Source organism: Treponema sp. UBA6852, assembly GCA_002449305.1.
Taxonomy (GTDB): Bacteria; Spirochaetota; Spirochaetia; order Treponematales; family Treponemataceae; genus Treponema_D.
The window spans coordinates 1-22,687 of the sequence record DKDI01000036.1 but is presented as its reverse complement, the minus strand read 5'-3'; the positions used below and the strand labels follow the sequence as shown (position 1 = coordinate 22,687).

Genomic DNA, 22,687 nt, shown 5'->3' with positions numbered 1-22,687 from the left:
ATCAGGTCTATGTTTTTAATACGATTTTATTAGTGTTTGATATTTTATCTTTGTTGGGGTGTGTTTTAATCCCTTAAATCAGGTCTATGTTTTTAATTTTACAACATTGTCAAAGTGTCGATAAGTCGATACTTGAGTTTTAATCCCTTAAATCAGGTCTATGTTTTTAATTCTTCTGATGAGCAGTTGGAGTTATTCTAATGCCCTGCTCCGTTTTAATCCCTTAAATCAGGTCTATGTTTTTAATTCTGGGCAAAGCTCGCAGAAGCCTGCAAAGACAACCACGAGGGTTTTAATCCCTTAAATCAGGTCTATGTTTTTAATTTTGGAGGGGAGCCACTTGAGCCATGCTCCCTCCATTGGCTCGTTTTAATCCCTTAAATCAGGTCTATGTTTTTAATGAAAGTGTTGATTATATGAATGAAGCTATTTCGTTAGCTTCTGTTTTAATCCCTTAAATCAGGTCTATGTTTTTAATATGCTTATGGATTTATCTAATGCCCTTGAGGATACTACTGTTTTAATCCCTTAAATCAGGTCTATGTTTTTAATAGGTCGAGAAAATCGTCCTGCCTTTCAAGAGCGTTGACTATGGTTTTAATCCCTTAAATCAGGTCTATGTTTTTAATTTGTCTGCAACTTGAATATTACAGACAAAGAAGATGTTAGTTTTAATCCCTTAAATCAGGTCTATGTTTTTAATATGTACCGCCATGCAGACGGTACACGTTTCAAAGACCGCATGGTTTTAATCCCTTAAATCAGGTCTATGTTTTTAATAGGCGCCTCGTACAAAAGAATCTACAAATGGCAATATGCCAGTTTTAATCCCTTAAATCAGGTCTATGTTTTTAATTTTTCTGTACCAATCGGGTTGATAATTGGTACAACTTGAGTGTTTTAATCCCTTAAATCAGGTCTATGTTTTTAATGAATTCATGGAAGATGCAATTTGCTGCGTCATCATCTGGTTTTAATCCCTTAAATCAGGTCTATGTTTTTAATATGGCTGGATACAGTCAAGCCAGAAGAGCCATCTTCTGATTGTTTTAATCCCTTAAATCAGGTCTATGTTTTTAATCAGCTAGACAATGGCTGGATACAGTCAAGCCAGAAGAGCCAGTTTTAATCCCTTAAATCAGGTCTATGTTTTTAATCCATCTGAAATCAGGCGGATAAAAGAAGAGGCTGAAAAAGTTTTAATCCCTTAAATCAGGTCTATGTTTTTAATCAAATCGCAGATGAAGATGAAGTTAAAGAGGATTATGTCCGTTTTAATCCCTTAAATCAGGTCTATGTTTTTAATCCTTAGTAAGGATAAACATATTGTTGCGTGCTCTGATGAAGGTTTTAATCCCTTAAATCAGGTCTATGTTTTTAATCTTCCCGATTTGCGGGACAAGCCTCATGAACCAGGCAGAGCGTTTTAATCCCTTAAATCAGGTCTATGTTTTTAATTCACCCTGAAAAGGGTCAGTTAATAGTGTGGCGTAAAAAGCCAGTTTTAATCCCTTAAATCAGGTCTATGTTTTTAATAGGTTCACATTGAGGACTTTGATTTAAAGGTCCTCAACGAAACAGTTTTAATCCCTTAAATCAGGTCTATGTTTTTAATTGCTGGCTGGACCCAGCAGGAATTGGAGGCACTCATCCAGGCGTTTTAATCCCTTAAATCAGGTCTATGTTTTTAATGCTCTTGCACTCGTGGCACAATTGATGCCACGGGCAAAAGGTCCCGTTTTAATCCCTTAAATCAGGTCTATGTTTTTAATACTCAGAGAAATTCCTGGAAATAATAAAGGCACGCTCTAGAGTTTTAATCCCTTAAATCAGGTCTATGTTTTTAATTTTGTGGGACATCTTTGATGAATAAGGAGGAGCACGAACGCTACCGTTTTAATCCCTTAAATCAGGTCTATGTTTTTAATACTACTTGCAGTGCAGTATTCATCGAAGATGAAGATGGTTTTAATCCCTTAAATCAGGTCTATGTTTTTAATAAAACCTTCAAGAGATGATTGAGTCCGGCTGGACTCAGTTTTAATCCCTTAAATCAGGTCTATGTTTTTAATCGGGAGAACCTCCCAATAATATATGACTGGGGCAGGTCTTACGTTTTAATCCCTTAAATCAGGTCTATGTTTTTAATTAGCCATCTTCTAATTGTATCAGAAGATGGACGCGTACAGTTTTAATCCCTTAAATCAGGTCTATGTTTTTAATGAGCTGATATTTTAGAAAAAGGAGGACAAGGATGGCATTGTTTTAATCCCTTAAATCAGGTCTATGTTTTTAATAAGAAAAGCTAAGCGTCTATAGTCTAGTGCGCTTAGCTAGATTGTTTTAATCCCTTAAATCAGGTCTATGTTTTTAATGAACCGTTTGCATGCACACTAAGTTTCCTGCTCCAGGAAACTTGTTTTAATCCCTTAAATCAGGTCTATGTTTTTAATGTACAGATACGCGTCTGGGAAAGCAATCCTTTAAAAGGGCGCCTGTTTTAATCCCTTAAATCAGGTCTATGTTTTTAATGAGGACTATGTCCTCTTCAATTGGACATCTGATGGAATAGAGTTTTAATCCCTTAAATCAGGTCTATGTTTTTAATTAAATTGTCAGCAAAATATCCCTTACTTCCGACTTTAACTGTTTTAATCCCTTAAATCAGGTCTATGTTTTTAATCAAGGCTCTTGCAGCAAGAGCTTTCACTGAAGTTTCAGTGAGTTTTAATCCCTTAAATCAGGTCTATGTTTTTAATCGGTCAGATGACCGGAGGAGGCACAAAGATGCCAGAATTAAGTTTTAATCCCTTAAATCAGGTCTATGTTTTTAATAAGTTCGTCAAGAACTTAGTTCTTGACGAAAAAGCTGAAGGTTTTAATCCCTTAAATCAGGTCTATGTTTTTAATCATGCAGATGGAACCGTTTGCATGCACCCTTAGCTTCCTGCTCGTTTTAATCCCTTAAATCAGGTCTATGTTTTTAATCAAGTTCAACTTAAAAGATGAGTTTTGGAGCTGTTTCGTTTTAATCCCTTAAATCAGGTCTATGTTTTTAATCCATGCAGACGGCACAAGATTCGAGAACAAACTGGGCACACGTTTTAATCCCTTAAATCAGGTCTATGTTTTTAATGAGTCAGAGATGCTCTAAAATAGAGTTATCTTACAGTGGGTTTTAATCCCTTAAATCAGGTCTATGTTTTTAATACTACCGCTCACAATATCTTTTATTGCAAGGAATTGCAAGCGCATTTTCGCAAAGGTTGGTTTCTTTTGCCGCAATTCCGTGTGTTTTTATTGCAAAAAGTATATTCTCAGTCTTTTTAATCATTTTAAATCCTTGTATCATAAATAATTATATTTTATTCGCAAACCTGCGCCTTTTTTTGCAGATTTTTTCAAAAACGGAAGTCTGCGATTTTCTGTCAAAGAGCCAATCTGCATTGTCATAAAACAATTTTATCACAGAATCACAAAATCCTCATCTGTTATTTTGTCATCTTTTTCAATGTTTTTTCCGAACACCATCTTTTTCTGAAAATCACGCTCGCACACCTCAAAAAACAGAACAAAATCTTCCTCAATGTCCATAAGTTTTTCAAGCCTGCCTTTCAGCTGCCCAATTGTCTCATCGCTTGCTGTGCTTTCAAAGACCGACTTTTGCACCCGCCAGCCGTAGCTTTCAACGCATTTTGAGATTTTTGCAAGGCGTTTTGTGTCGCGGATGTCGTAAACAATAAGCCAATGTTTTTCCATTTTTTCCTCACAGAATCTCAAAAGTCTTGGGAATAAAAATATTTCCGTTTCCAAGCGAGGTTGTTTTTGCCGCGCAGTCCTGGCACAAAGGATAAATCCTAAGGCTGTCTTCTTTTTTATTGATGATTTTCAAAAGGGATGCCTTAAGTTCCTCAAGCTGCTCTTTTTCCATTTCGCACTCAAAAAATGAAAACTGAATGCGGATTCCAAAATTTTCTAGCGTCTTGGCAACTTTATTGAGACGCTTGGGATTTGAGACATCGTAGCTTATAAAATAAATCATTTGAAATAATACGCCTTGTATTCAGTCTCTTCGCCGCAGACTACGCGCTTGTAATGCAGAACCTGCTGATAGATTATTTTTGCGTATGAGATTTTCTGCGCTGTCGGCGCATACAGAATCAGCGAATTCATTTTTGCCTCGAACGCGGAAATAACTTTTTTAATTCCGGCTTTTGTAAGAAGAATTCCATACTTTGCAGGCGTATTTTCTTCATCCTCCAAATTTGAATCTGAATCGCCTTTTTCCCTTTCAATTTCCAAAGGATAATCTTCACTTTCGGCTGAGAACTCTTTTTTCTCAAAATCTTCGCTCTTTAAAGTTCCAAGATTGAACAGCGAGCAGCAGACAGAATCGCAGATTGGCGAGCGGAATTCTTCCATCAGGTCGAACACAAGCGCAGTTTTTCCGTAGTTCACCGCATGAAGATTTCCGCAGCAGGAATCCAAGCCCTGTGACTCAATCGCGCTTTCCACGCGGTACATCAAAAGCGTGTACAGAAAGCTCAAGACGGCGTTAACATTTGTGCGCGGTGGATTTTTGCTTCTTGTCTTGAATTCCGCCCATTCATCCTGAAGATTGAATTTAAAGACCTCAAAATACTTTCTGGCGGCAAGACCTTCATATCCGCGGAGCTTTTCAATGTCATCAGCCTTTTCCGCATTTAAAAGCGTATTCTTTACCGAACTGATTGCGCTTTCAACCGCCTCGTTTTCGTTTGAATTCTTACGCTTGATTCTCTGCATAAAACTGATTTCGTTGCGGATTTTCCCTGCGACAATGCTTCTTGCAATCTCAAGCGACTTTTGCGGATTGTCTAAAATACGGAACTGCTTCTGCCTAAGAAAGATATTTTTTCCGTCGCCAAAAGAAAGCTTGCCGTTGAATCTTCCGTTTGAGGAAAGAAAAGTCGTTCCGATTTTATATTTTGTAAGAAGACGCAATGCGTCCGCGCTTATGGAAACTTTGCCCACAAGAACCAGATGCTCAGTCTTGAACGGAAAAAGAATTGTGCTAGTTCCGTCCGGCTGGCTAAAGACAATTGTCTCGTCCTTTTTAGAAAGTTTTCCATAATCTGAAAGAATGTAGATTTCTGACATTATTTTCCTCGAACTTCATTTTTTCAGTCATTCATCATCTGATACACATAAACCCAGCCTTCCTGCCAGAGTTTTGAAGATTCACGGCTTAAAGTTTCGTATGCAGTTGAATTATAAAATTTCAAGATGGACTCATTAAGAGAAAGATTTTCTTTTCTTGCCAGTTCACAGCAGATTTTAGAAGCCTTGCCCGGAATAAAAAGATGGACATTTTTTTGCGTAACCTGAGGTCGAATCATTGAAACACCTCCTCTGATTTTATGAATTTCAGATAGTCCAAAGATTTTTCTGTATGAAAACAAATCTGGTCAACGTATTTCCAAGCCATCAACTCGTCAAGAAGTTCTTTTTTGCTTAAGAAGCCGTCTTCGTACAAATTAAGGCTTGCATAGACATTATCATTTGCCACTGCGCCCATCACAACATCGTAATCATAAACAAAATGAATGTTCTGACGGTTCGCCATTACAAAGTCCAGCCATTCTTCACCAGCTCTATTAAATACTTTTGATTTGATTTTTTCAGATTTAAAGATTTCGCTGTCCACTTCAAATACAGAGACGATGGCTTTTTCATAATGAAATCTGTCTTTTTTTATCAAAGCCCATTTTTTTGCCTGCTCAAAGCTCGTTGTTGTGTAAAAGCCGTTTCCAAAATCCATTGCACGGCTTGGTTTCAAGATTTTCGGAGAAGGAACTTCTGAAAAACCGCCATGATATATTTTCATTATTCGCCCTCTGTTTTAATGAAATCTTCAATCGTTTCAATTATATAGGATTTCCCCTGTGTATGTAGAATCTCGTAATGCTCGCCAAGAAAATCAAGAACTTTTTTCTGATAAAATAAATTAGCAACCTCCCGGCCATTCAGATTTTTTGCAGCGGCGTATTCCTCAATGCACCAAGAAAGAAATTCCGCTTTTTTCTGAAACAATTCATCACTCATGACATCCGTCCTAGAACAGAAATTGTATCACGATTTTTATTTTTTTTCATTTTTCCATAATTTGAAAGAATGTAAATTTCTGACATTATTTTCCTCGAAAAAAGTTTTATTTTAAAATTATCCAGTAACCTGATTTGTCCGAGCCTTCTCGTTCTATAAAGCCATCTTTTTTCAGTCTTGAAATATAACGCTTTACGGTCGCTTCCGACTTTCCTATATGAGAGGCAATTTCTGTATAAGTCAAATTCTTCCGAATCTTAAGAAGTTCATAAATCGATTTTACAGGGTCATTTACAGGGTCATTTACAGGGTCATTTTTTCCATTAAAATCTTCCCTATATTCATTCATAAGTTTTATGTATTTTTCAGAAGCAAAACATCTTGCTGTAACACCGCCAAAAGACAAATCAATTTCTGGAATTTTCGCAGTTTCTTCCTTGCAGTAAGCCGCAATTTTTTCAAATCCGCGTCCCCAAGATTCAATCATTCCACATTTAAAGAAAACATTTGCAAGATTCGGATTTCTTGGTTTTGAGATATGCTCCTTAAAAAGACTTTCGACAGGAACTTCCTTTGGCAATGAGCCATCATTCCAAAGGCGGAGTTTATCTTTATAAATTCTGATTTGAACCGGAGTTGTTGAAAGGTAATCTTTATGGACAACAGCATTTAAGAGAAGCTCCCGGAACGCAGCTCGCGGAAAAAAGAAGGTTTCTCTTCTATAAATATCATCATAAGAAATCAGGGCTTTCATATATTTTGAATAGATAAGATCCATTGTTTTTTCAACTTGAAGCAGCAAGGGGCCGTGAACTTCATCCTGGTACAAAATATCGGCTTCATTTTCAAAATATGCGATTTTTATGTAAGCGCCTGTAATCCAGTTTTCCGGGTCTGGATGAAAAGCAAGAACAGCGGCTCTGTTCAAATAATCGCCTTCGGTCAAATGAAGATTTTTTACAAGAGTTTCATTTATCACTTCAAGGGATTCTTTATCCAACCGCCCTGAATCAGAAGCTTTTTTTCTGAATAAGCGGAACGCATCGTTTTCAAGAGAGTCGGGCAAAACTCCGGAAACAGGCACAGAATCCCAAGTACGCCCCTGAACAAAAAGAATCATTTTGTCCAGTTCAACACCTGTAAGCTCCTGCAAAGTTGAGCCGGAACGCTTGTAATATTTTCCATGATAGCTGACAGGAAAAGGGTATTTTTCAACTTCAATTTTAAAGTATTCTTTATCATCTTCCGACAGAAGCTGCACATTGCATACAAGTCCCATCGTGTTTCTGATTTTATTCGGAATATCTTCTGTCAATTTATGGCTGTCATTTACACCGCAAATTGTGCCATCGTCATCTATTCCGATATACAGAATTCCGCCGGCTGTATTTGCAAAGGCACAGATCCATTTGAGATATTCATCACGCCAGGATTTTTTAAATTCTATATTTTGACTTTCCGATGTGTCCAGCTTCATTTCAATATTATAACATAGATTTTTTTAGTTCCAAAATCACCGCATTTTAAAATACTGGTACTTCTTGAAGCAGACGTGCTCAAAAACATATTCGCGGCGGACGGTTTCTCCGCTGCGAGATTCTTTTGCAATGCGCCGAGTTGTGGCATAAAGCGGAACAAGACCGTTTTTTAGCGCAAAATCCACAAGCGTAAAAGTCGAGCCGAACTCGCCCTGAATTATGAACAAATCGCCGTAAGTTGCATTGTTTTTTAGCCAGGAAGCGACAGCCTCAACAACTTCCTCATTGGACTTTTCCGGCGGAATCTGCGACCAAAGTTCCGCAAGATTTTTTTCAGGATAAACAATTTCTGAGGAATTGAATTTTTCGCTTAGCTCGGCAAGCTGATTTTGGGTAAGGACGTGGTTTAGAAGACAAAATGTTCTGGGCATGGGAAGACTCCTAAAGTTGTGTTCCGTCTTTTATGTCAATGCCAAATTCTTTAGCACGATTCAACGGTGTTTCTTTTTCTTTTACTATAGTTTTTGTATATAAATGCTGCTTTACGTACAGACCAAACTTTGACTTGATTATCGCCTGCAGTTTATACAGAGCATCGTTTAAAACTCTGTTGCCTTCATTGCCGTCTACAAAACTTTTACATTCGATTACATGAAGCTTGTTATCTTTATCCAGATAAATTACATCAAGTTCGTTTTTATCATTTCCTTTTTGAATTTCAACATTCAGCGCAACATTTTTCTCATCTACATTATGATATTCATTACAAATTTTCTGGTAAACATATTCTTCAAACCAGCCGCCAGTTATATATCGAATGTGCTTATGCTCAATTCTTGAAACGTCAAATCCAAAAATCTGCAAGAGTTTTATCATATTTTCTTTTGTTGCCACAGGATGATTTATGGCTTTGAATTTTTCTTCTTCAATTTGAGTAAAATCCAAAAAATCTTTTTTCTTATTTTTAAAGTATGAATTATTTTGAAGGGCAATCATCCCCTTTATTAACTCACGGTTATCAGCAACGCACAAATCATAAACAGTTTTGTTATAATTCCAGTCCTTAACACATTTGTTATCATATTTATAAGAAATTCCATGCGCATCCAGATATTCCTTCAAAGAAAGGACTTCAAACATATCATATTTTTGTTTATTTGGATAAAGTTCCTGAAGCTCTTTTCCAATCGGCTGATAAAAAATTTCCGTATGTGGCTTATTGTTGAAAAAATCAAATGCAGCCAAAGACATAATTTTTGTTCCGCCTGTGATATTCACAATTATATTTTTATATTCATTATCTTTAAAATAATCAGTCAGAATATTTTCTGTTTTTGAAATATCATTTCCATCAGTCTGAACAGTTTCCCATTCAACAAATGAATCAGAAAAATGCAATGCATTCTTTATAAATAGTGACTTTTCTTTTTGCTCCATTTCTTTTGTAGAAACAAGCAGAATTTTCATAGGCACTTGCTTTTTATTAAAATACCATTTTATAAACTGAACATTTGGAATTGTCTGTTCACTTACTAAATTTACAAGAATTGTCTCTTTCATTTTTTTTCTCCAATAAAAAGTCAATGAGAAAATATAAATTTTCGATTTGACTTTTTAACACAATTTCGCAACAAAATACGAAATTGCAGTTTATAAAAAAGTTTGCAACGCAAACTTGTGAATAAAAACTTTGACGCTATCTAAGGCAAAGTTTTTATTACACTCTCCTGCTATTCCACAATCTCCCAAGTTCCTTTTTTGTCTGAACCGAGCCGTTTTATTTTGCCTTCATTTTTTAATTTTGCCATGTTCCATTCCACGCCGCGCAACGAAAGCTCCGTAACCGCCGCAAGCTGCCTCTGCGTGATTTTCGGATTTTCCTTGATTGCCTCAAGAATTTTTTCTTCGGCGGAACTATTTTCACCACAGTTTTCACCACAGTTTTCACCACAGTTTTCACCACAGTTAGATTTTATTTCTTCTTCGCCATTTTTCTTAACTGTTTCCTCGTCAGATTTTTCAGATGGAAGCGGGACTATAATTCTGAACATATCGCCGTCTATAAATTCAGGACGGGCATTTTTGCCGGAATACAGAGGCACATATTCATTCAGTTTTCTAAAACCAGAACCAAGTTCTTCTGAATAGGTTATTTCGCGGAAAACTTTTGAGATACAAGGATTTTTTGGGAACGGCTCTATATTTTCCGGCGTAAGCTTTCCTTCATTTTGAGCCTTGTTCGGATTTTCAACATACATTCTGTCTTTTTCAATTACAAACTTTGAAATGCGACCGCTTGTGAATTCACGGTGAATCAGACAGTTTACAATCATTTCGCGGCAGATATTTGAACGCAAGCTGATGCTCTGCATATTTTCATTCAGAAAAAACTTATCGGAAGTATGCTTCCGGGCAAACTGCATAAGCAAATCAACACTGTCAATCAGATTCGTCTGAATAATCTCGCGGTCATCATAACGGTCTGTGTCGATTTTTCTGCAAAGCGCATCTGTCCAATATGTAGGACAAATATCATGGATCACATCATCCTGACCAAAAAGAAGAGCCGCTGCAAGAGTAAGACCATCTTCATTTGTTGCATAATCATGCGTATAAAACCCCGCAGATTTCAAAAGCTGCATATTATCCATTTTCATCCACGGATGACCAGAATTTCTGTTGTATGCAAGCTGCCTTGCTTTTTGAAAAATATCTTCCCGCAAATTTTCAAGCTTAAGATACGGAAAAACACGGCGTTCTGTAAAAATATTCTGTTTCCGGATATACATTTCCGCAATTTTATCAGTAGAAGTTACAACAATATCGCTGTCGCCCAGCCTGTCATAAACCTTGCCCTTTAAAGTATAAACCTGCGAAGCGTTCGGAACGTAAATCCAAAGAACGATTTTTCCCTCTATAGAAATTGGCTCAATAGTTGCCGTACAGACAGGACTAAAAAGAGAAGGATTATTAAGGCAATTTATAAAATTTCTGCTCAAATCACGGACTGCATTTTCCTGCACGCCTTCAATATTTCCGCCATCATCAACACCAAGAAAAATATCTCCGCCAAAACGGTTCAAGAATGAGCAGACAGTTTCATAAACATCAGAATGAATCCCGTTTCCGCAACGCTTGAATTCCTGAGTAACTGTTTCGCCGAGCTTTATTTTTTTTAGAACTGTATTTGGTGTCATGTTTTAGGATTCCTTATAATTTTGACAAAATCTGCATTACAACGTAATCACCGACGTTATTTTTTGTTCCGTCAATTTTTACTCGAACTTTGTCTTTCTTTCTGTAAGCTGAAAGAATTTTTGTCTTGCAATTTCTTAACACAGCCTTATCTTTTGACTTTACGATTTCAAAAAATATGCTGAATCTCCGCTTATCCAAGTCAATTATCATTGCTTCATATTCACCTGCAGTCAAATCCTCTTTTTTCACGATTTTCGGCTGCACAGTTTGAGATGTTTCAGCAACACCATTTACTCTTTTAAACCGCCCGTAACCTATAGAAGTTTTTCCGCCAAAACCGACTTTTTCAAATGCGGTGCTGAACATAGCCTCAATTTCTTTTGTTTCTGTTTCGGTAAGGATTGGAGATTTATCATCATTCTTTAGCGGAATAAACGCGCAGTTAAAAACAAACTTTATTCCCTGACCGACTGCAAGAAATTTTATTGGAGTCGGCGATTCTGTTTCTTCAGGTTGATCCTTTTTTCCGCTATAGTAATCAGAATAATGAGGATTCATTATGTCAACTTTAAGGTTGGGAATTTCCGCAGGATATGCATCAAGAACAACAAGCTGTCCTCTGTACTTATTTTTCTGCTTCTGATCTGATGTGCCAAAATATTTTTCAAGCTCAGATTCAGGAATTTCAGTTCTGCCGGTTGCAATATTTATTGCATGAGCAAGACGAAGAACGCCTTTTACAGAAGAAGCCGGTATATAAGGAATTCCAATATTCCTGTCTAGAATCATTCCAGTTTCAGTCGGATGCCCCGAACCAAGACCTGTAATGAACGGAGAAACTGTTTTTGCCACAATGGAAAAAGTCTGAATTCCTTGTGAATTCAAAAAGTTCATATAAGACTTCTGCTTTTCCTGTTTTCTTTCAATCTCTTTTCTGGCATCAGATATTTCAAAAAGTTTATCGCTTTTGTTTTTTAGATTCAGAATATTTTCTGTATCAGTTTTCAGTTCACCTTTTTCAATTTTCCAGTTCACCATCCGCGGGAAATAAAGAGAAAAATTGCAGTTTGGATTTTCAAGCAGTTTTTTCTGATTATCTGGAACTGGAAAAAGCGAATTAATATTGTCGCTAGCATTGGACAAATGCTTTTGGCTGTAGCCACTCGAATTTCTATTACTGTTCACTGTCTTTTGCCCCTTCAAATGCTCTTGCATAACGCTTCAGCCATTCCAACATTCTCAAAACTTCTTCCTGCATTTTTATGTATTCGCTTTGAGATATTGAATTTATCCGTGAAAGAAAATCAAAGTCATCTTTTACATTAGCAAATGAACTGCTGAATTCTTTCTGCAAATATGATTTAAGAATTCCAAAGACAAATTCCCTTTCTTTTTTTGAGCTCTTCGCTTTTAAAAATGCAAGACTTTGTCCAAGTCCATTTGAAAGAATCATGTTCGGCATTCCAACAATAAATGTCGCATAAGTTGACGGCACACCAGAATCTTTATATTTATCCAATGACTTTAATGCAAATTCCGCTCTTTTCTGCTGTTTTGTCTGAATCGCCATTCTACATTTCCTCCCTTGAAGAATGATTCCAAGCAAGCTGGAAAACACCTCGGCCGCAAGTTTCGTCGCCTGCAATCTGAATATGATTGGCAATCACTTCTTCCGTTATGAAGTTTTTTATTGTTTCTGCTTTTAGTTTATCTTCCACAGAATTTTTAGAATCGCCCCAATGAATAACCGTGTACATGACTGTATCAGACGGAAGTTCCTCCTGATAACGCAGCGAGCCGTCCTGCGTGGTTCCTGTTTTGCTGTCAATTTTAATTTGAGCCATAATCTGCGTGCAGTTTGAAACTCCGTAATTAAAGACATCATCAGACACAAGAAGCAGCCGTTCCGCATCTTTGAAGAATGGTTCTATTTCTGAAAACTCTTTAATTTCGCTATCTGCAACTTGAACTTCATAATCTTCAAGAAGAACATTTCCCTTTAATTCGGATTTTCCAAGACTTATTGCTTTGTCATCAGAAACAGAGAATTTTGAAGAATCAAATTCAATAGAATTAAAATTTGCAACAGACAAATCTTTCTCCAGTCTCTTTAAAACTGACGGACAAGTAATCCAAACAAACGGCGAGACATTTGACCGCATCGGGAATGCCAATATTTTTGCATCTGAAATAGAAAGAGAACCTGCATATCCCCCGTTGAATGAAGTTCCAAATATAGATTCTGTAAGCTTTTCAAAGTCTTTTATCTGTTCTTTATTAGCAATCTTATTCTTGAACCTATCAAAATTCGCCCTGAATGCGCCTTTTACACCGCTTGCCTGAATCATAGGCCAGTTTGTGTGGCGTTCACGCTGAATCGGCAAATCCACAACTCCAAGTGCAGAACCGCTTCCTGCGTGACAAGGTGTTACCGCATACATAATTGCAATTGATGTGTTTTCAAACATGATTATTCTCCTGTGCGTTTTATTTATCTTTGATTCAATGGAATACAAATACCATTTACATTTTTTGTGAATACTGCTCCGGCAGGAATCCAGCTTGTTGTAGGTTTATGAAAACTTCTTGCCAAATCCCAGCCGGAAGTTATTACCAATTTAGAAGAAGCTATAAGGCTTTCAAGAATTTCTTCTGTCGCTTCAATCGGCGCGAATGATAAAAATTGATTTGCTGTATTTTCTGATTTTTCTGGCATACAAAAATCAATTTTTCTGTAGCTGCACAATCTTCTTTCACCTCCAAGTTGAATTTTCCCGGAATCCTCTAACCCAATTTCTTTTGAAATTCCAGCAACCATTGAAACTCCGTCAAGAAGTCTTACATGAGAAGCAGAATACAGCTGACCTTCAACAGTATGTTTTCCTGAATCCAATGCGATTCCTGTTCTCTGCTCGAATGCGAAAATTTCATTCTGAAGCAGAAAATCATTTTCTTCCAAAACGCTCTTTGTGGAATTTATAAAATCAATTGAAACCCAAATATTTCCCAACGGCTGCGCATTTTCTTTTGCATGGACAAATGGAAGATTTTCAGAAGAACTCATCACAAACATATCATCAAGAAATTTCTGATTTCTCTTTGCCTCAATAATTGGTTTGCCGATATAGTCCGTTTTCTCTTTCGGCTTTTTTTCTGAATCCAAATACCATGAAGCAGGAACTTTTGCATAAAACTGACCATCTTTCTTTATAAGAATAGAAGAAACTTCAAATGGAGCTTTTTCAGAAGGATTTCCAATTATTTCGTTTGCGGAAGTATCTTTGCCAAACGCATAATCTTCTGGAAAAATTCCTTTTTGCAGCAAAAATGCAGTTCTAAAAGAGCCTTCAAGAACAGAAACAGGTGGCGGAAACATTGAAACAGCGATATTCTGTCCAGCTTCCATAGGAGTTGAGCCTCTAAAAAACAACGTATCTAAAGGGATTATTTCGTAAAAAACACTCATTCAGCCGCTCCTTCAAAAGATATTCCCTGCAGAAAATTTGCAATTACAGCTGCTTCAAAATTGTAAACAAGTTTTTCATTTTTTTCTTTTTTGAAACATATTCCCGCCAAATCTCTTGAGTAATTATTAAGTTTATTTTCTTTTATTTTAATTCCAGAATGAGAAAGCTCATATTTTAAAATCTGAACAATTTTATTTTTATTGTCGTCCGTGCAATCCAACATCGGCTCAAAAAAATCTTCCATATTTTGCAGTTTATACAAAAGAGATGTGCTGATTTCTTCTGATTTTGCAGCACCGCAAATGTTCATAAATGATTTTAGAACCGTTTTCCCTGAATCAAAAATATTTTCCTCATTCCATTTGCAAGAAAAATCCCTGTCTCCGCCGGAACGTTTTTTAAGTCTGATTGCAATTGCGTTTCTTCCAGTTTTTTCTTTTGCAATAGAATCAAGCACTTTGTGAGCATCCTGGACAACTTCTCTCAATGGCTCTTTGTGATGAGCAATTACAATTGCCCCGGACAACGAAATTCCTTTTGCTCCATGACCAAGATGATACCCGACTTTCTGCATTGAATAATTTAACTTATCAATTTCAACCGCACCATCTTTTTCAGTATATTCTGCAAAAGACATAGTATAGCTTTCGGCAATTTTTTTTGCACATTCAGCGGCTGTATTCAAAGGCAAAACCGCGCATACATCATCACCGCCGGCATAAATAAGTCTGCCTCCTGCATTTTTAACAGCAGGCTGAACACCAAATCTTGCAAAATTGTTAAGAGAATCTGAAATCATTGCATGCAAGGCTGGATTCAAAGTCCGTTTTTTATCAAAATAATCTTTTAAAACAGAAGCCTTTACTGTTCCATTTTCAATTTTTGCAGCCAAATCCTCGTGAATCACATCTTTCCATTTTGCCTCGAGCGTTTCTCCGTTTATCAAATCGCCCATTTTATCTCCATCCATCAAAAGAACGGCATAATATTTGTCTTTGTTTGTAAATTTTATGCCGAAATCTTTTTCAGCATCTTTTATTATTTTTTCCGTATCAGTTGTATCTTCATCATAATTGTCTTCATTATGAAGATAACTTAAAATATCGTTGTACTCCTTTGAATTGATTGCGATTTTTCCTGAAAGATTTTTCATATAACTTGTTGCAGCCATTTCTGTCGTTGAAGGAAAATTTTCATACGACTTAAAAACTTCCTGCAAAATAAAATCTTTTGAATATTTTTTTGAGACAATCGGCAGAAACCTTTTTACAGCACAAACCGCACAAAGTTTCTCATTTTTGCGGATGTTCTTATTATCCTTGTCGTTTTCTGAAATTCTATTCCAAAAGTCATCAACATTTTTTGAATATTCTTTTGCAGAAGTTGTTCCAGTAAATCTAAAATCGTTAAGAACCTCACGTTCTCCGCATAGCGGACATTTTATTCCATTTTGCGGGCGGCGAATAAACGCAGGTTTTGTTTTTCCGGCAGCAAGCACGCCCTGAACAAGAGAATGGGTCGAAGTGTAAAGCCGTACATTTTTCATTGAATACTGTCTTGAAAAAGAATCCAAAACCTCAAATTCTTTTTTAACAACATCACCTGAAACAAGCTTTTCAATTTTTTCCTTGTCAGATAATTCAGCAAGTTTTGAAGAAGCCCAGGAGAAATTCCAAAAATCTTCTATTTGGGTATTCCACAGTTCCGAAAAGTTTTCCACTGCACCAGTTTGTTTTTGAATATACTCTTTTACACCGGAAGAAATTTCAATCCATTTTGATTTTACAGTTTTAGTAATTTTCTCATTCAGTTCTTTCACCTTGTCATGCGGACACAGGAAAATAAACTTATTAGGAAAAGCGGCTATTCCCTTTGTATTGTCTAAAAGCGTCTTTAAGTCGCCTTTTTCGCTTAAAAAATTTTCACTGATTTTACAGTTTTTGACAAGCCAATCATTCACCAAAGGCTGATTGTGCAAAGAAGGATAAACAATGTGGTCGGGTCCAAGTTCATCCATAACACACGCAATTCCTGTAAAAGCAAGATACGACAAAAGGACAGAACCAGTCCAATAATCACGGAGTTTTCTTGCCTTTGCAATAAAATCCTGAACAGGAGTTATCGAAAAAACAGCCATATCAATCTGATTGTTTGAATCTTCCGACAAAGAAGAACCGATTGCGGAAACAAGCCCCAAATGATGCCACAAAGGATGATCCGGCATTCTTGTGTCTGCCGGCAAAATATCCCAGATCGCACCAAGATTTCCGACATTTTCATTACGAAGCCTTTTTGGGAAAGGAAAAAACAAATAACTGAAAAGTGATTTTGCCCAGTCTTCAGGACTGTCTTTATAGTTGAAGCAAGCATTTAACGGCTTTTCATTTTCCGGAATGCCTTGCATTTCCTCGTAAGTTTTATTCAGCCCCAAATCTTTTTTAAGTAAATCTTCAATTTCTGAACACAATTTTTTTATATCAACTTCCGGCAAATCTACAGGAAGAACTTTTTTTACAAGCGGATGAACAATCTGCGTATTATCCGAAAAATCAATGCAGCCGCCATCTTTTGAATTTGGCAGAAGAGTTCTTGTTAAACTTGAAGCAATGCAGTCCGCAGCCTGATAATTATCCTTATCCGGAATTGTCTGATAAAGAAGTTCCGCAATTTTAGAAGCAATTTCTTCATGATGTGGAATATCAAATACTTTGCATACAGGGTCATGAAGCCAAAGAGAAACTTTATTCTGCCAATAATCTGATTTTTTATTGCTCATTTTGCAGCTCCTGTAATTTGTCTTTGCCATCCTGTAACACGAGAATCTTTATCAAAATAATCATGTAAAAGGTAGCCTACTTGTTTTTGTTCTTCTAACTCCCAGTTTTCTATCTCATAAGGAATGTGAATTATCAACCCATAGTATTTTGTCATTATTGAATTCTCAACTTTTACCTTCTGAGGACAAACTTTTACAATCACTTGCGACGGTAATCTTGAATTTCCTTTTGCCATTCCAAAGACTTTTCTTCCGTTTGGAATTTTTGCTTTTATAAATGAAAGAGCATCATGATAAACCAAACCAATTTCTTCAAATGCCAAATTCCATGAATTAAAGTTCTTTGTCTTCCAGGCCAATACGCCGTTTTCGTCAGAACAAATCTTAGACGGATATTTTTTAGAGGAATTGAGTATTCCTTTCCAGTTCCCAAATTTTCCAAAGACACGAGGTGGATTAAACTCAAAAGAATTTTGTTTCGGAATAACATTAATACTTCCAAAACCATTTTTTGATTTTGAGCCGCAAGTTCCAAAAAGGATTATCAGAAACAAAGAATCTATTATTTCATTTTTGTATTTGGACTCAAGCGTCAGTACAAATGTGCATTTAGTCTTAGGCTTTATATATTCTTTTATTCCTACAGAGCCGTAGCCCAAATACTTAGATAAATCCATAGAACCGAATTTTGACTCAATTCTTCCAATATCAATATGTGCAGATGATTTATATTCATCTGATGGCAAAATCTGCTTTATTTTTAAGTCTATCTTGCTTTTCCCAAAGACTTCAGGCTCTTTTTCTGATTTTTTCCTTGATTTATTTTGCTCTACAGTTTCAGGATTTCTTTCCGTAGAACCGAACAATTCGCTTTCTTTCTGCCATAATTCATTTGGATTTAAATTGCCATTTACAATGCGCCACCATCTGCGAATCAAATTCTTAAATGGCGCAGTACGGATTTCCGCGTTTCCGTCTGCTCCGCCCAAGAATGTCGGCGTAATAAATTCAACATCAAAAACCAATTCTGTCGTATCAGTATATCTGCTTACATCTATCATCTCTTTTCTCCTACTTGCTCCAATAATCTATCTGTCCAAGCCCGAAGTTTGTGTTTTTTCCGGCTCCGGCGATTGTGTTCAGTTCCAGCAAGGAAAGCTCAAAATCCGAAAAGCTGCCGGTTATCTTAAAGTTTCCCACGCTTCCGCCAAGTTCCATTGAGTTTTTCTGGCGCGCGGAATAATGGTTAAAGTCAATCCACCTGATTTTTCTGTCTGTGATTTCAAGCGACTCTGACGGAACATATCTTTGAGAATCTTCTTCTGAAAGATCACCGTAAAGCGAGCACAAAGTTTTTGCGCGGCGGTAAAGGCAGCCCATAAAATCCTGCGCGGAAAAATCTGTGCCGTACCTTCCGCCAAACTTGAACCGCAGCGGAGAATTAAGCTCAACAAGAATTTCATGCCGGCTCAACTTTGATTCTTCAGCAGATTTCCAAGACTGCGCCTCAATTTCAATATCAAGATGATTCTCATCAATGAGAATGTTTCTTCCGCCCGAAACAACGCTTTTAATCCTGAACTGAGTCCGGCTTTTAAAGATTCCGTCATTTCCGGCACGGACAAAAGCCGCGTATATATATGGAAGATATTCAACAGATTTTCCAAAAAGCGTAAGGACAAACGAATATTCAGTTATAGGATTTTTGCGTTCACGACTTTTTACGGAAAGCGAATAAGGATGGCAGCCTTTGTTACGCCCAGGCAGAACTAGATTATCAGACGGAAGAACTGTCTCAAAAATATATGAATAGACGCAAGTTTTGCTGTAAAGACACTCGCCACAGACCGACTGTTTTGAAATGCAGCACATTGAGCGCAGATTCTTTCCCAACATTCCGCGAAGAACAAACAAAGGATTTGCGCTTACAATCGCCGGCTCAATAAATTCAAGGCTGAATTCAAATTGCAAAAAGCTGAGTTTCAAAATTCTTCTCCGTAATAAAAATACAATTATTATTTTAGCACAAGAATTTCATAAATCAAGTTTTTTTTATCAAAAGAATATTTGTTTCCTATACAAAAAAAATCACCCCCAGACTTGCCACAATGACCAAAAAGCAAATCCGGGGATGATGAAGGAGGACTAATTTAACTGCCTTAAAAAATCAGGCGAATTTTAAAACCGTCTAATCTTTAAAGCTGGGCAGAAACTTTTACAAATGCCCTTGTTTTTATTCCGTTGACTTTCTTGAGTGAATCCAAACCTGCAAAGTCCGGCCACTCTTCTATGAAAACAGGAGCGTCTTTTTTGAGCGAATCAATTTCCAGTGTGAACTCATGAGCATTTTTTCCGTAGCGTTTAAGACCGATGCTCCAAGGATAATTTTCGCCAACAAAAATTCCGTCGTCAATGAGCTTTCCGTTTTCATAAAGGCGCGCGCAGTTTCCGGCGTATTCAATATCAATAAACAAATCATCAAGTCCGTTTTGCCAGCTTTCCACGGAAATTTTATAGACCGCAGTTTTTTCATCTTCTGAAATTTTTTCATATGAAACTTTTGGAACTTCCGCAGCGTCTTGCTCGCAAGTGTAGACCGTGAATCCGCAGCCGCATTTTTTTGCAGAAAACCCTTTTGGAACTTTTTCAAATTCAGGGAATGCCTTGAATGAAATTTTCTTGCAGTCTTCAAATTCAAGTTTTGCTTTTCCGTCTTGGTTATCCTGGAACAAAACTGAATCCGTTACAACAAGATATTCTTTTCCGTTTGCAACAACTTTGTGAGCGTTCAGCGCATCTTCTCTTGAAAGCGTTACAATTTCGCAGTCAGGAGCCTCGCCTTCAAACTGATAAAGAGAAGGCAAAGCATCTTTTGCAGAACAAACGCAGGAATCTTTTTTAGCCAAAAATCCAGCAGGTTTTGCAGCTGAATAGAAAACATAAATTTTGCGCTGGTTATTTAAAACACAAAGCGGAGTTGCAAGAGAAGTCTTTAAAAGTCCGTCTGCAACTTTCATGTTGAAAGGCAAAAAGAAAAAGTCTTTGTCCGCAACATCAATTGCCGGGAACTGAATGTCTGCTCCGCTTTTTTCTGTGGAAGCAAGCACAACATTTTTATGCTCCGCCATTTTTCTTCTGCGCTGATAATTATTTACAAAAACAAAGCCGCGTTTTTTTCCGCATTTTTCGCATTCCCTGTAACGCCAGCTTGTGCGCAAGTCAGAAAAATTTTCCGGCGTAATAGGATTTGATTCTGGCAAGTCAGTTTCTGTGGAAGCAAAAAATTCTCCAAAGTCATGCGCAAAAAGTGAATACAATTTTATTTCACCGTAAGTTCCGTTTGGAAGTCCGTACTCTCCCAACGGCGCGCGGAAGTCGTAGTTCTTTATACTCATGTCGTTTAAAGAGCCTGTCGCAATATTTTCTTCAAGAGTTGTAAGCTTGCCTTCCGGATTCTGTCCGCCATGATACATATAGTAGCCAAGAAGATTGCAGCCGCTTCCCATTTTTGCAAGACTCATAGCTCCAATGTCTTTTGGCTGAGCAATCGGACGGCGTTTTAAAGTAACTTGAAGTCCGCCGCCAAGTTCCGCTGTAAGATACGGATACTTTGCCATATCAAAAGTGATTCCTTCGCCAAGTCCAAAGTCGCAGCCAATCGCATGGTCGTTGCGCTCGTAAGTAAAAACATAGTTTCCGCTCGGCTCAATTTCTGTAATGCGCGGATCCCACGGAGCTTCGCAATAGCCGCCCATAACAGGCAAAAGCCCAGCAGTAACAGCTCCGCCCCAGCCAGTCGCAGTATACAAGGGAACATCAAAGCCAATTTCACGCGCCATTTTTTCAAGACGCTTCATGTGCGCTTCACCAGCATCTCCTGTAAGTCCACCGCAATGACCGAATTCATTTTCAATCTGAACTCCAATAATCGGACCGCCATCTTTTAAAAGCAAGCCTTTTACCTGCTCATAAATCGCCTTGTAGAATTTTTCAACTTCCGCAAAGTACTTTTCATCGTTTGTATTGCGCGCATCAGGACATTTTGCAAGAAGCCAGTCAGGAAATCCTCCGTGGCGAACTTCTGCATGGCTCCAAGGTCCAATGCGCAAAATCATTGAAAGCCCGCATTCATTTATTGTCTGAACAAATTTGCGAAGGTTGCGCCAACCTGTCCAGTCAAACTGATTTTCAATTTCCTCGTGATGAATCCAAATTACGTAGGAACTTACAATGTCCACGCCGCCCTCTTTCATTTTTAAAAGAGCCTCTTTCCAGTCGCTGTCTGGGTAGCGTGAATAATGAATTTCTCCCATAATAGGAAACCATCTTTTTTCGCCCTTAAAAAGGCTTTTATTGTCAAAAGAATATGAAATCATGTTTTTCTCCCATAAAAAGTCAATGAGAAAGTTTCAACTTTCGATTTGACTTTTTATTGCAATTTCGTAACAAAGTAAGAAATTGTAGTTAATATAGAAGTTTGCAACGCAAACTTTTAAAGATAAAAACAGACGTTATTTTCGGCTGGTTTTATCTTATCTCCAATTCCTAATATTTACACGTGTTGATTTATAAAAATAATAACATGGAAGATTCAAAAAATCTAGGAAAATTTTAGGCTTGAAACGACACAAAGAAAAAAGTGGGCAACAGATTGCGCAATAAAAAACAAGAGCTCCATGCAAATATTGGCAAACTAATTGTTTTTTAACATAATCACAGCATACTGCATCTATATCAAGGAGGAATCTTTATGAAAAAGCTACTTCTTTCTATTATATCAGTATTTTTTTTTCATTTATTTCGTGCATGAACATGAGTTCTGGCTCTAGCGAAAACGGCTCTGTGCGTGTTGCCTTGCCGGGAAGTTCCCGTGCAGCCTACAACAAAGACAATGCCGACAAATTTATTGTGCGCCTTTATAATGATGACTTTGACCAAACCGAAGAAGGTTCACTGGGAGGGGTAATAGAGTTTGGCGACCTAGAACCTGGAACATACACTGCCACAGCGGAAGCCTGGAACACAGACGAAAATATCCTTGAAGGAAGCGGAAGCGCGGAAATCAAAGTAAAAGCCGGCGAAAACACTGACTGCACCATAAAAATGATTCTTGAAGGCGCATTTTATTCAAAGTACATTCTCTTTAATGATTATGACAGCAATTTGTACGCATACGACTATTCAACTTGCACTGAAAACTGGAGCAAACAAAAATCATACTATCCTAAAGAAAACAATGACGGATATGTCTATTATTATAGCAACCAAGGTATTTATTGCACTGAAAATGATAGACATAGATACATAGAAAATAGTATTGAAGGCTCTTATTACGATAGAAGTGCGGATAAATTTTGGATTCTAAATGTGCTTTATGAAAACAGTAAATACAACTTTACTTTAATGAATAGTACAAATGAAGGGGATTCTATATTTAACACCGAAATTAAAAAGCACAAAGTTTTTAGTATTATTAATAAATACAGTTCTTTTTCTTTTGCAATTCAAGGAGATAATCTTTATTTTACATACTTAGGTGATGGAGACGCTTCTCAAACTATTTACTATGCAAAATATAATAACACAGAAATAGACATAGACGATGATGTCAAAAAGAAAATAAAACTTTCCGATTTTGGACTTTCCGGCAAAGTTACAGACTTGGCGGTTCTTGAAGACGGAAC

Annotated in this window: 19 protein-coding genes, 1 pseudogene and 1 CRISPR repeat array; of the genes and pseudogenes, 1 reads left to right on the top strand and 19 read right to left on the bottom strand. The window is 37.2% G+C overall.

Going from position 1 to position 22,687, the window contains the following annotated elements; translation table 11 throughout:
* Positions 1-62: 62 nt before the first annotated feature.
* A CRISPR array of direct repeats spans positions 63-3,210; the repeat unit is 35 nt; unit sequence GTTTTAATCCCTTAAATCAGGTCTATGTTTTTAAT.
* Between the two features lies 1 nt (position 3,211).
* The 19 genes from B3209_RS08010 to B3209_RS07920 all read right to left on the bottom strand — a co-directional run bounded on the left by B3209_RS08010 (position 3,212) and on the right by B3209_RS07920 (position 21,379).
* Entirely contained in the window at positions 3,212-3,334 is a 123-nt protein-coding gene (locus B3209_RS08010; RefSeq protein WP_296690379.1) for a hypothetical protein, read from the bottom strand.
* Between the two features lie 131 nt (positions 3,335-3,465).
* On the bottom strand, positions 3,466-3,759 hold the full coding sequence (gene cas2, locus B3209_RS08005; protein ID WP_296664249.1) for a CRISPR-associated endonuclease Cas2: 294 nt from the start codon (positions 3,757-3,759) through the stop codon (positions 3,466-3,468).
* Positions 3,760-3,766: 7 nt separating this feature from the next.
* Positions 3,767-4,042 (bottom strand): CRISPR-associated endonuclease Cas2, encoded by a 276-nt coding sequence (gene cas2 / locus B3209_RS08000; protein ID WP_296664248.1) that lies wholly within the window; start codon positions 4,040-4,042, stop codon positions 3,767-3,769.
* Positions 4,039-5,139 (bottom strand): CRISPR-associated endonuclease Cas1, encoded by a 1,101-nt coding sequence (gene cas1 / locus B3209_RS07995; protein ID WP_296664247.1) that lies wholly within the window; start codon positions 5,137-5,139, stop codon positions 4,039-4,041. The genes cas2 (B3209_RS08000) and cas1 overlap by 4 nt, the downstream gene beginning before the upstream one ends.
* Positions 5,140-5,162: 23 nt before the next feature.
* Positions 5,163-5,378: a hypothetical protein gene (locus B3209_RS07990; protein ID WP_296664246.1), complete on the bottom strand. Its 216-nt coding sequence runs from the start codon at positions 5,376-5,378 to the stop codon at positions 5,163-5,165.
* Positions 5,375-5,866 (bottom strand): DUF3990 domain-containing protein, encoded by a 492-nt coding sequence (locus tag B3209_RS07985; RefSeq protein WP_296664245.1) that lies wholly within the window; start codon positions 5,864-5,866, stop codon positions 5,375-5,377. Before B3209_RS07985 ends, B3209_RS07990 begins: the two co-directional genes overlap by 4 nt.
* Positions 5,866-6,084, bottom strand: a complete 219-nt coding sequence (locus B3209_RS07980; protein ID WP_296091391.1) for a DUF3791 domain-containing protein — start codon at positions 6,082-6,084, stop codon at positions 5,866-5,868. Before B3209_RS07980 ends, B3209_RS07985 begins: the two co-directional genes overlap by 1 nt.
* 106 nt (positions 6,085-6,190) lie before the next feature.
* Entirely contained in the window at positions 6,191-7,561 is a 1,371-nt protein-coding gene (locus tag B3209_RS07975; protein ID WP_296664244.1) for an ATP-binding protein, read from the bottom strand.
* Positions 7,562-7,597: 36 nt separating this feature from the next.
* Positions 7,598-7,993: a CRISPR-associated protein Csx20 gene (gene csx20 / locus B3209_RS07970; protein ID WP_296664243.1), complete on the bottom strand. Its 396-nt coding sequence runs from the start codon at positions 7,991-7,993 to the stop codon at positions 7,598-7,600.
* 10 nt (positions 7,994-8,003) lie between these two features.
* Complete coding sequence (locus B3209_RS07965) at positions 8,004-9,122, bottom strand: Card1-like endonuclease domain-containing protein (RefSeq protein WP_296664242.1); 1,119 nt, start codon at positions 9,120-9,122, stop codon at positions 8,004-8,006.
* A gap of 170 nt (positions 9,123-9,292) precedes the next feature.
* Positions 9,293-10,759, bottom strand: coding sequence for an RNA-binding domain-containing protein (locus B3209_RS07960; protein ID WP_296664241.1), 1,467 nt, complete (start codon positions 10,757-10,759; stop codon positions 9,293-9,295).
* A gap of 13 nt (positions 10,760-10,772) precedes the next feature.
* The gene (cmr6, locus tag B3209_RS07955; protein ID WP_296664240.1) at positions 10,773-11,945 is read right to left on the bottom strand and encodes a type III-B CRISPR module RAMP protein Cmr6; all 1,173 of its coding nucleotides are present in this window, start codon (positions 11,943-11,945) and stop codon (positions 10,773-10,775) included.
* Entirely contained in the window at positions 11,935-12,330 is a 396-nt protein-coding gene (gene cmr5, locus B3209_RS07950; protein ID WP_296664239.1) for a type III-B CRISPR module-associated protein Cmr5, read from the bottom strand. The genes cmr6 and cmr5 overlap by 11 nt, the downstream gene beginning before the upstream one ends.
* A 1-nt stretch (position 12,331) precedes the next feature.
* Positions 12,332-13,228 (bottom strand): type III-B CRISPR module RAMP protein Cmr4, encoded by an 897-nt coding sequence (gene cmr4 / locus B3209_RS07945; RefSeq protein ID WP_296690376.1) that lies wholly within the window; start codon positions 13,226-13,228, stop codon positions 12,332-12,334.
* Positions 13,229-13,251: 23 nt separating this feature from the next.
* Positions 13,252-14,226 (bottom strand): type III-B CRISPR module-associated Cmr3 family protein, encoded by a 975-nt coding sequence (locus B3209_RS07940; RefSeq protein ID WP_296664237.1) that lies wholly within the window; start codon positions 14,224-14,226, stop codon positions 13,252-13,254.
* Positions 14,223-17,003 (bottom strand): type III-B CRISPR-associated protein Cas10/Cmr2, encoded by a 2,781-nt coding sequence (gene cas10 / locus B3209_RS07935; RefSeq protein WP_296664236.1) that lies wholly within the window; start codon positions 17,001-17,003, stop codon positions 14,223-14,225. The genes B3209_RS07940 and cas10 overlap by 4 nt, the downstream gene beginning before the upstream one ends.
* On the bottom strand, positions 17,000-18,064 hold the full coding sequence (locus B3209_RS07930; protein ID WP_296664235.1) for an RAMP superfamily CRISPR-associated protein: 1,065 nt from the start codon (positions 18,062-18,064) through the stop codon (positions 17,000-17,002). The genes cas10 and B3209_RS07930 overlap by 4 nt, the downstream gene beginning before the upstream one ends.
* Positions 18,065-18,074: 10 nt before the next feature.
* The gene (cas6, locus tag B3209_RS07925) at positions 18,075-18,989 is read right to left on the bottom strand and encodes a CRISPR system precrRNA processing endoribonuclease RAMP protein Cas6 (protein WP_296664234.1); all 915 of its coding nucleotides are present in this window, start codon (positions 18,987-18,989) and stop codon (positions 18,075-18,077) included.
* A gap of 209 nt (positions 18,990-19,198) precedes the next feature.
* Positions 19,199-21,379 carry a beta-galactosidase gene (locus tag B3209_RS07920; protein WP_296664233.1) on the bottom strand — a complete coding sequence of 727 codons (2,181 nt, stop codon included), beginning with the start codon at positions 21,377-21,379 and terminating at the stop codon, positions 19,199-19,201.
* A gap of 430 nt (positions 21,380-21,809) precedes the next feature.
* Between B3209_RS07920 and B3209_RS07915 the strand changes: the two are divergent.
* Positions 21,810-22,687, top strand: a pseudogene (locus B3209_RS07915) (hypothetical protein); the annotation flags it as partial.

What these genes read in the sequence shown, in the direction of transcription:
- cmr4 (WP_296690376.1), bottom strand. Translation starts at nt 13,228, where the DNA reads ATGTTTGAAAACACATCAATTGCAATTATGTATGCGGTAACACCTTGT.
- cas2 (WP_296664248.1), bottom strand. Translation starts at nt 4,042, where the DNA reads ATGATTTATTTTATAAGCTACGATGTCTCAAATCCCAAGCGTCTCAAT.
- B3209_RS07920 (WP_296664233.1), bottom strand. Translation starts at nt 21,379, where the DNA reads ATGATTTCATATTCTTTTGACAATAAAAGCCTTTTTAAGGGCGAAAAA.
- cas10 (WP_296664236.1), bottom strand. Translation starts at nt 17,003, where the DNA reads ATGAGCAATAAAAAATCAGATTATTGGCAGAATAAAGTTTCTCTTTGG.
- B3209_RS07985 (WP_296664245.1), bottom strand. Translation starts at nt 5,866, where the DNA reads ATGAAAATATATCATGGCGGTTTTTCAGAAGTTCCTTCTCCGAAAATC.
- B3209_RS07965 (WP_296664242.1), bottom strand. Translation starts at nt 9,122, where the DNA reads ATGAAAGAGACAATTCTTGTAAATTTAGTAAGTGAACAGACAATTCCA.
- B3209_RS07975 (WP_296664244.1), bottom strand. Translation starts at nt 7,561, where the DNA reads ATGAAGCTGGACACATCGGAAAGTCAAAATATAGAATTTAAAAAATCC.
- csx20 (WP_296664243.1), bottom strand. Translation starts at nt 7,993, where the DNA reads ATGCCCAGAACATTTTGTCTTCTAAACCACGTCCTTACCCAAAATCAG.
- B3209_RS07990 (WP_296664246.1), bottom strand. Translation starts at nt 5,378, where the DNA reads ATGATTCGACCTCAGGTTACGCAAAAAAATGTCCATCTTTTTATTCCG.
- B3209_RS07960 (WP_296664241.1), bottom strand. Translation starts at nt 10,759, where the DNA reads ATGACACCAAATACAGTTCTAAAAAAAATAAAGCTCGGCGAAACAGTT.
- B3209_RS07930 (WP_296664235.1), bottom strand. Translation starts at nt 18,064, where the DNA reads ATGATAGATGTAAGCAGATATACTGATACGACAGAATTGGTTTTTGAT.
- cas1 (WP_296664247.1), bottom strand. Translation starts at nt 5,139, where the DNA reads ATGTCAGAAATCTACATTCTTTCAGATTATGGAAAACTTTCTAAAAAG.
- cmr5 (WP_296664239.1), bottom strand. Translation starts at nt 12,330, where the DNA reads ATGGCGATTCAGACAAAACAGCAGAAAAGAGCGGAATTTGCATTAAAG.
- B3209_RS07980 (WP_296091391.1), bottom strand. Translation starts at nt 6,084, where the DNA reads ATGAGTGATGAATTGTTTCAGAAAAAAGCGGAATTTCTTTCTTGGTGC.
- B3209_RS08010 (WP_296690379.1), bottom strand. Translation starts at nt 3,334, where the DNA reads ATGATTAAAAAGACTGAGAATATACTTTTTGCAATAAAAACACACGGA.
- B3209_RS07940 (WP_296664237.1), bottom strand. Translation starts at nt 14,226, where the DNA reads ATGAGTGTTTTTTACGAAATAATCCCTTTAGATACGTTGTTTTTTAGA.
- cas2 (WP_296664249.1), bottom strand. Translation starts at nt 3,759, where the DNA reads ATGGAAAAACATTGGCTTATTGTTTACGACATCCGCGACACAAAACGC.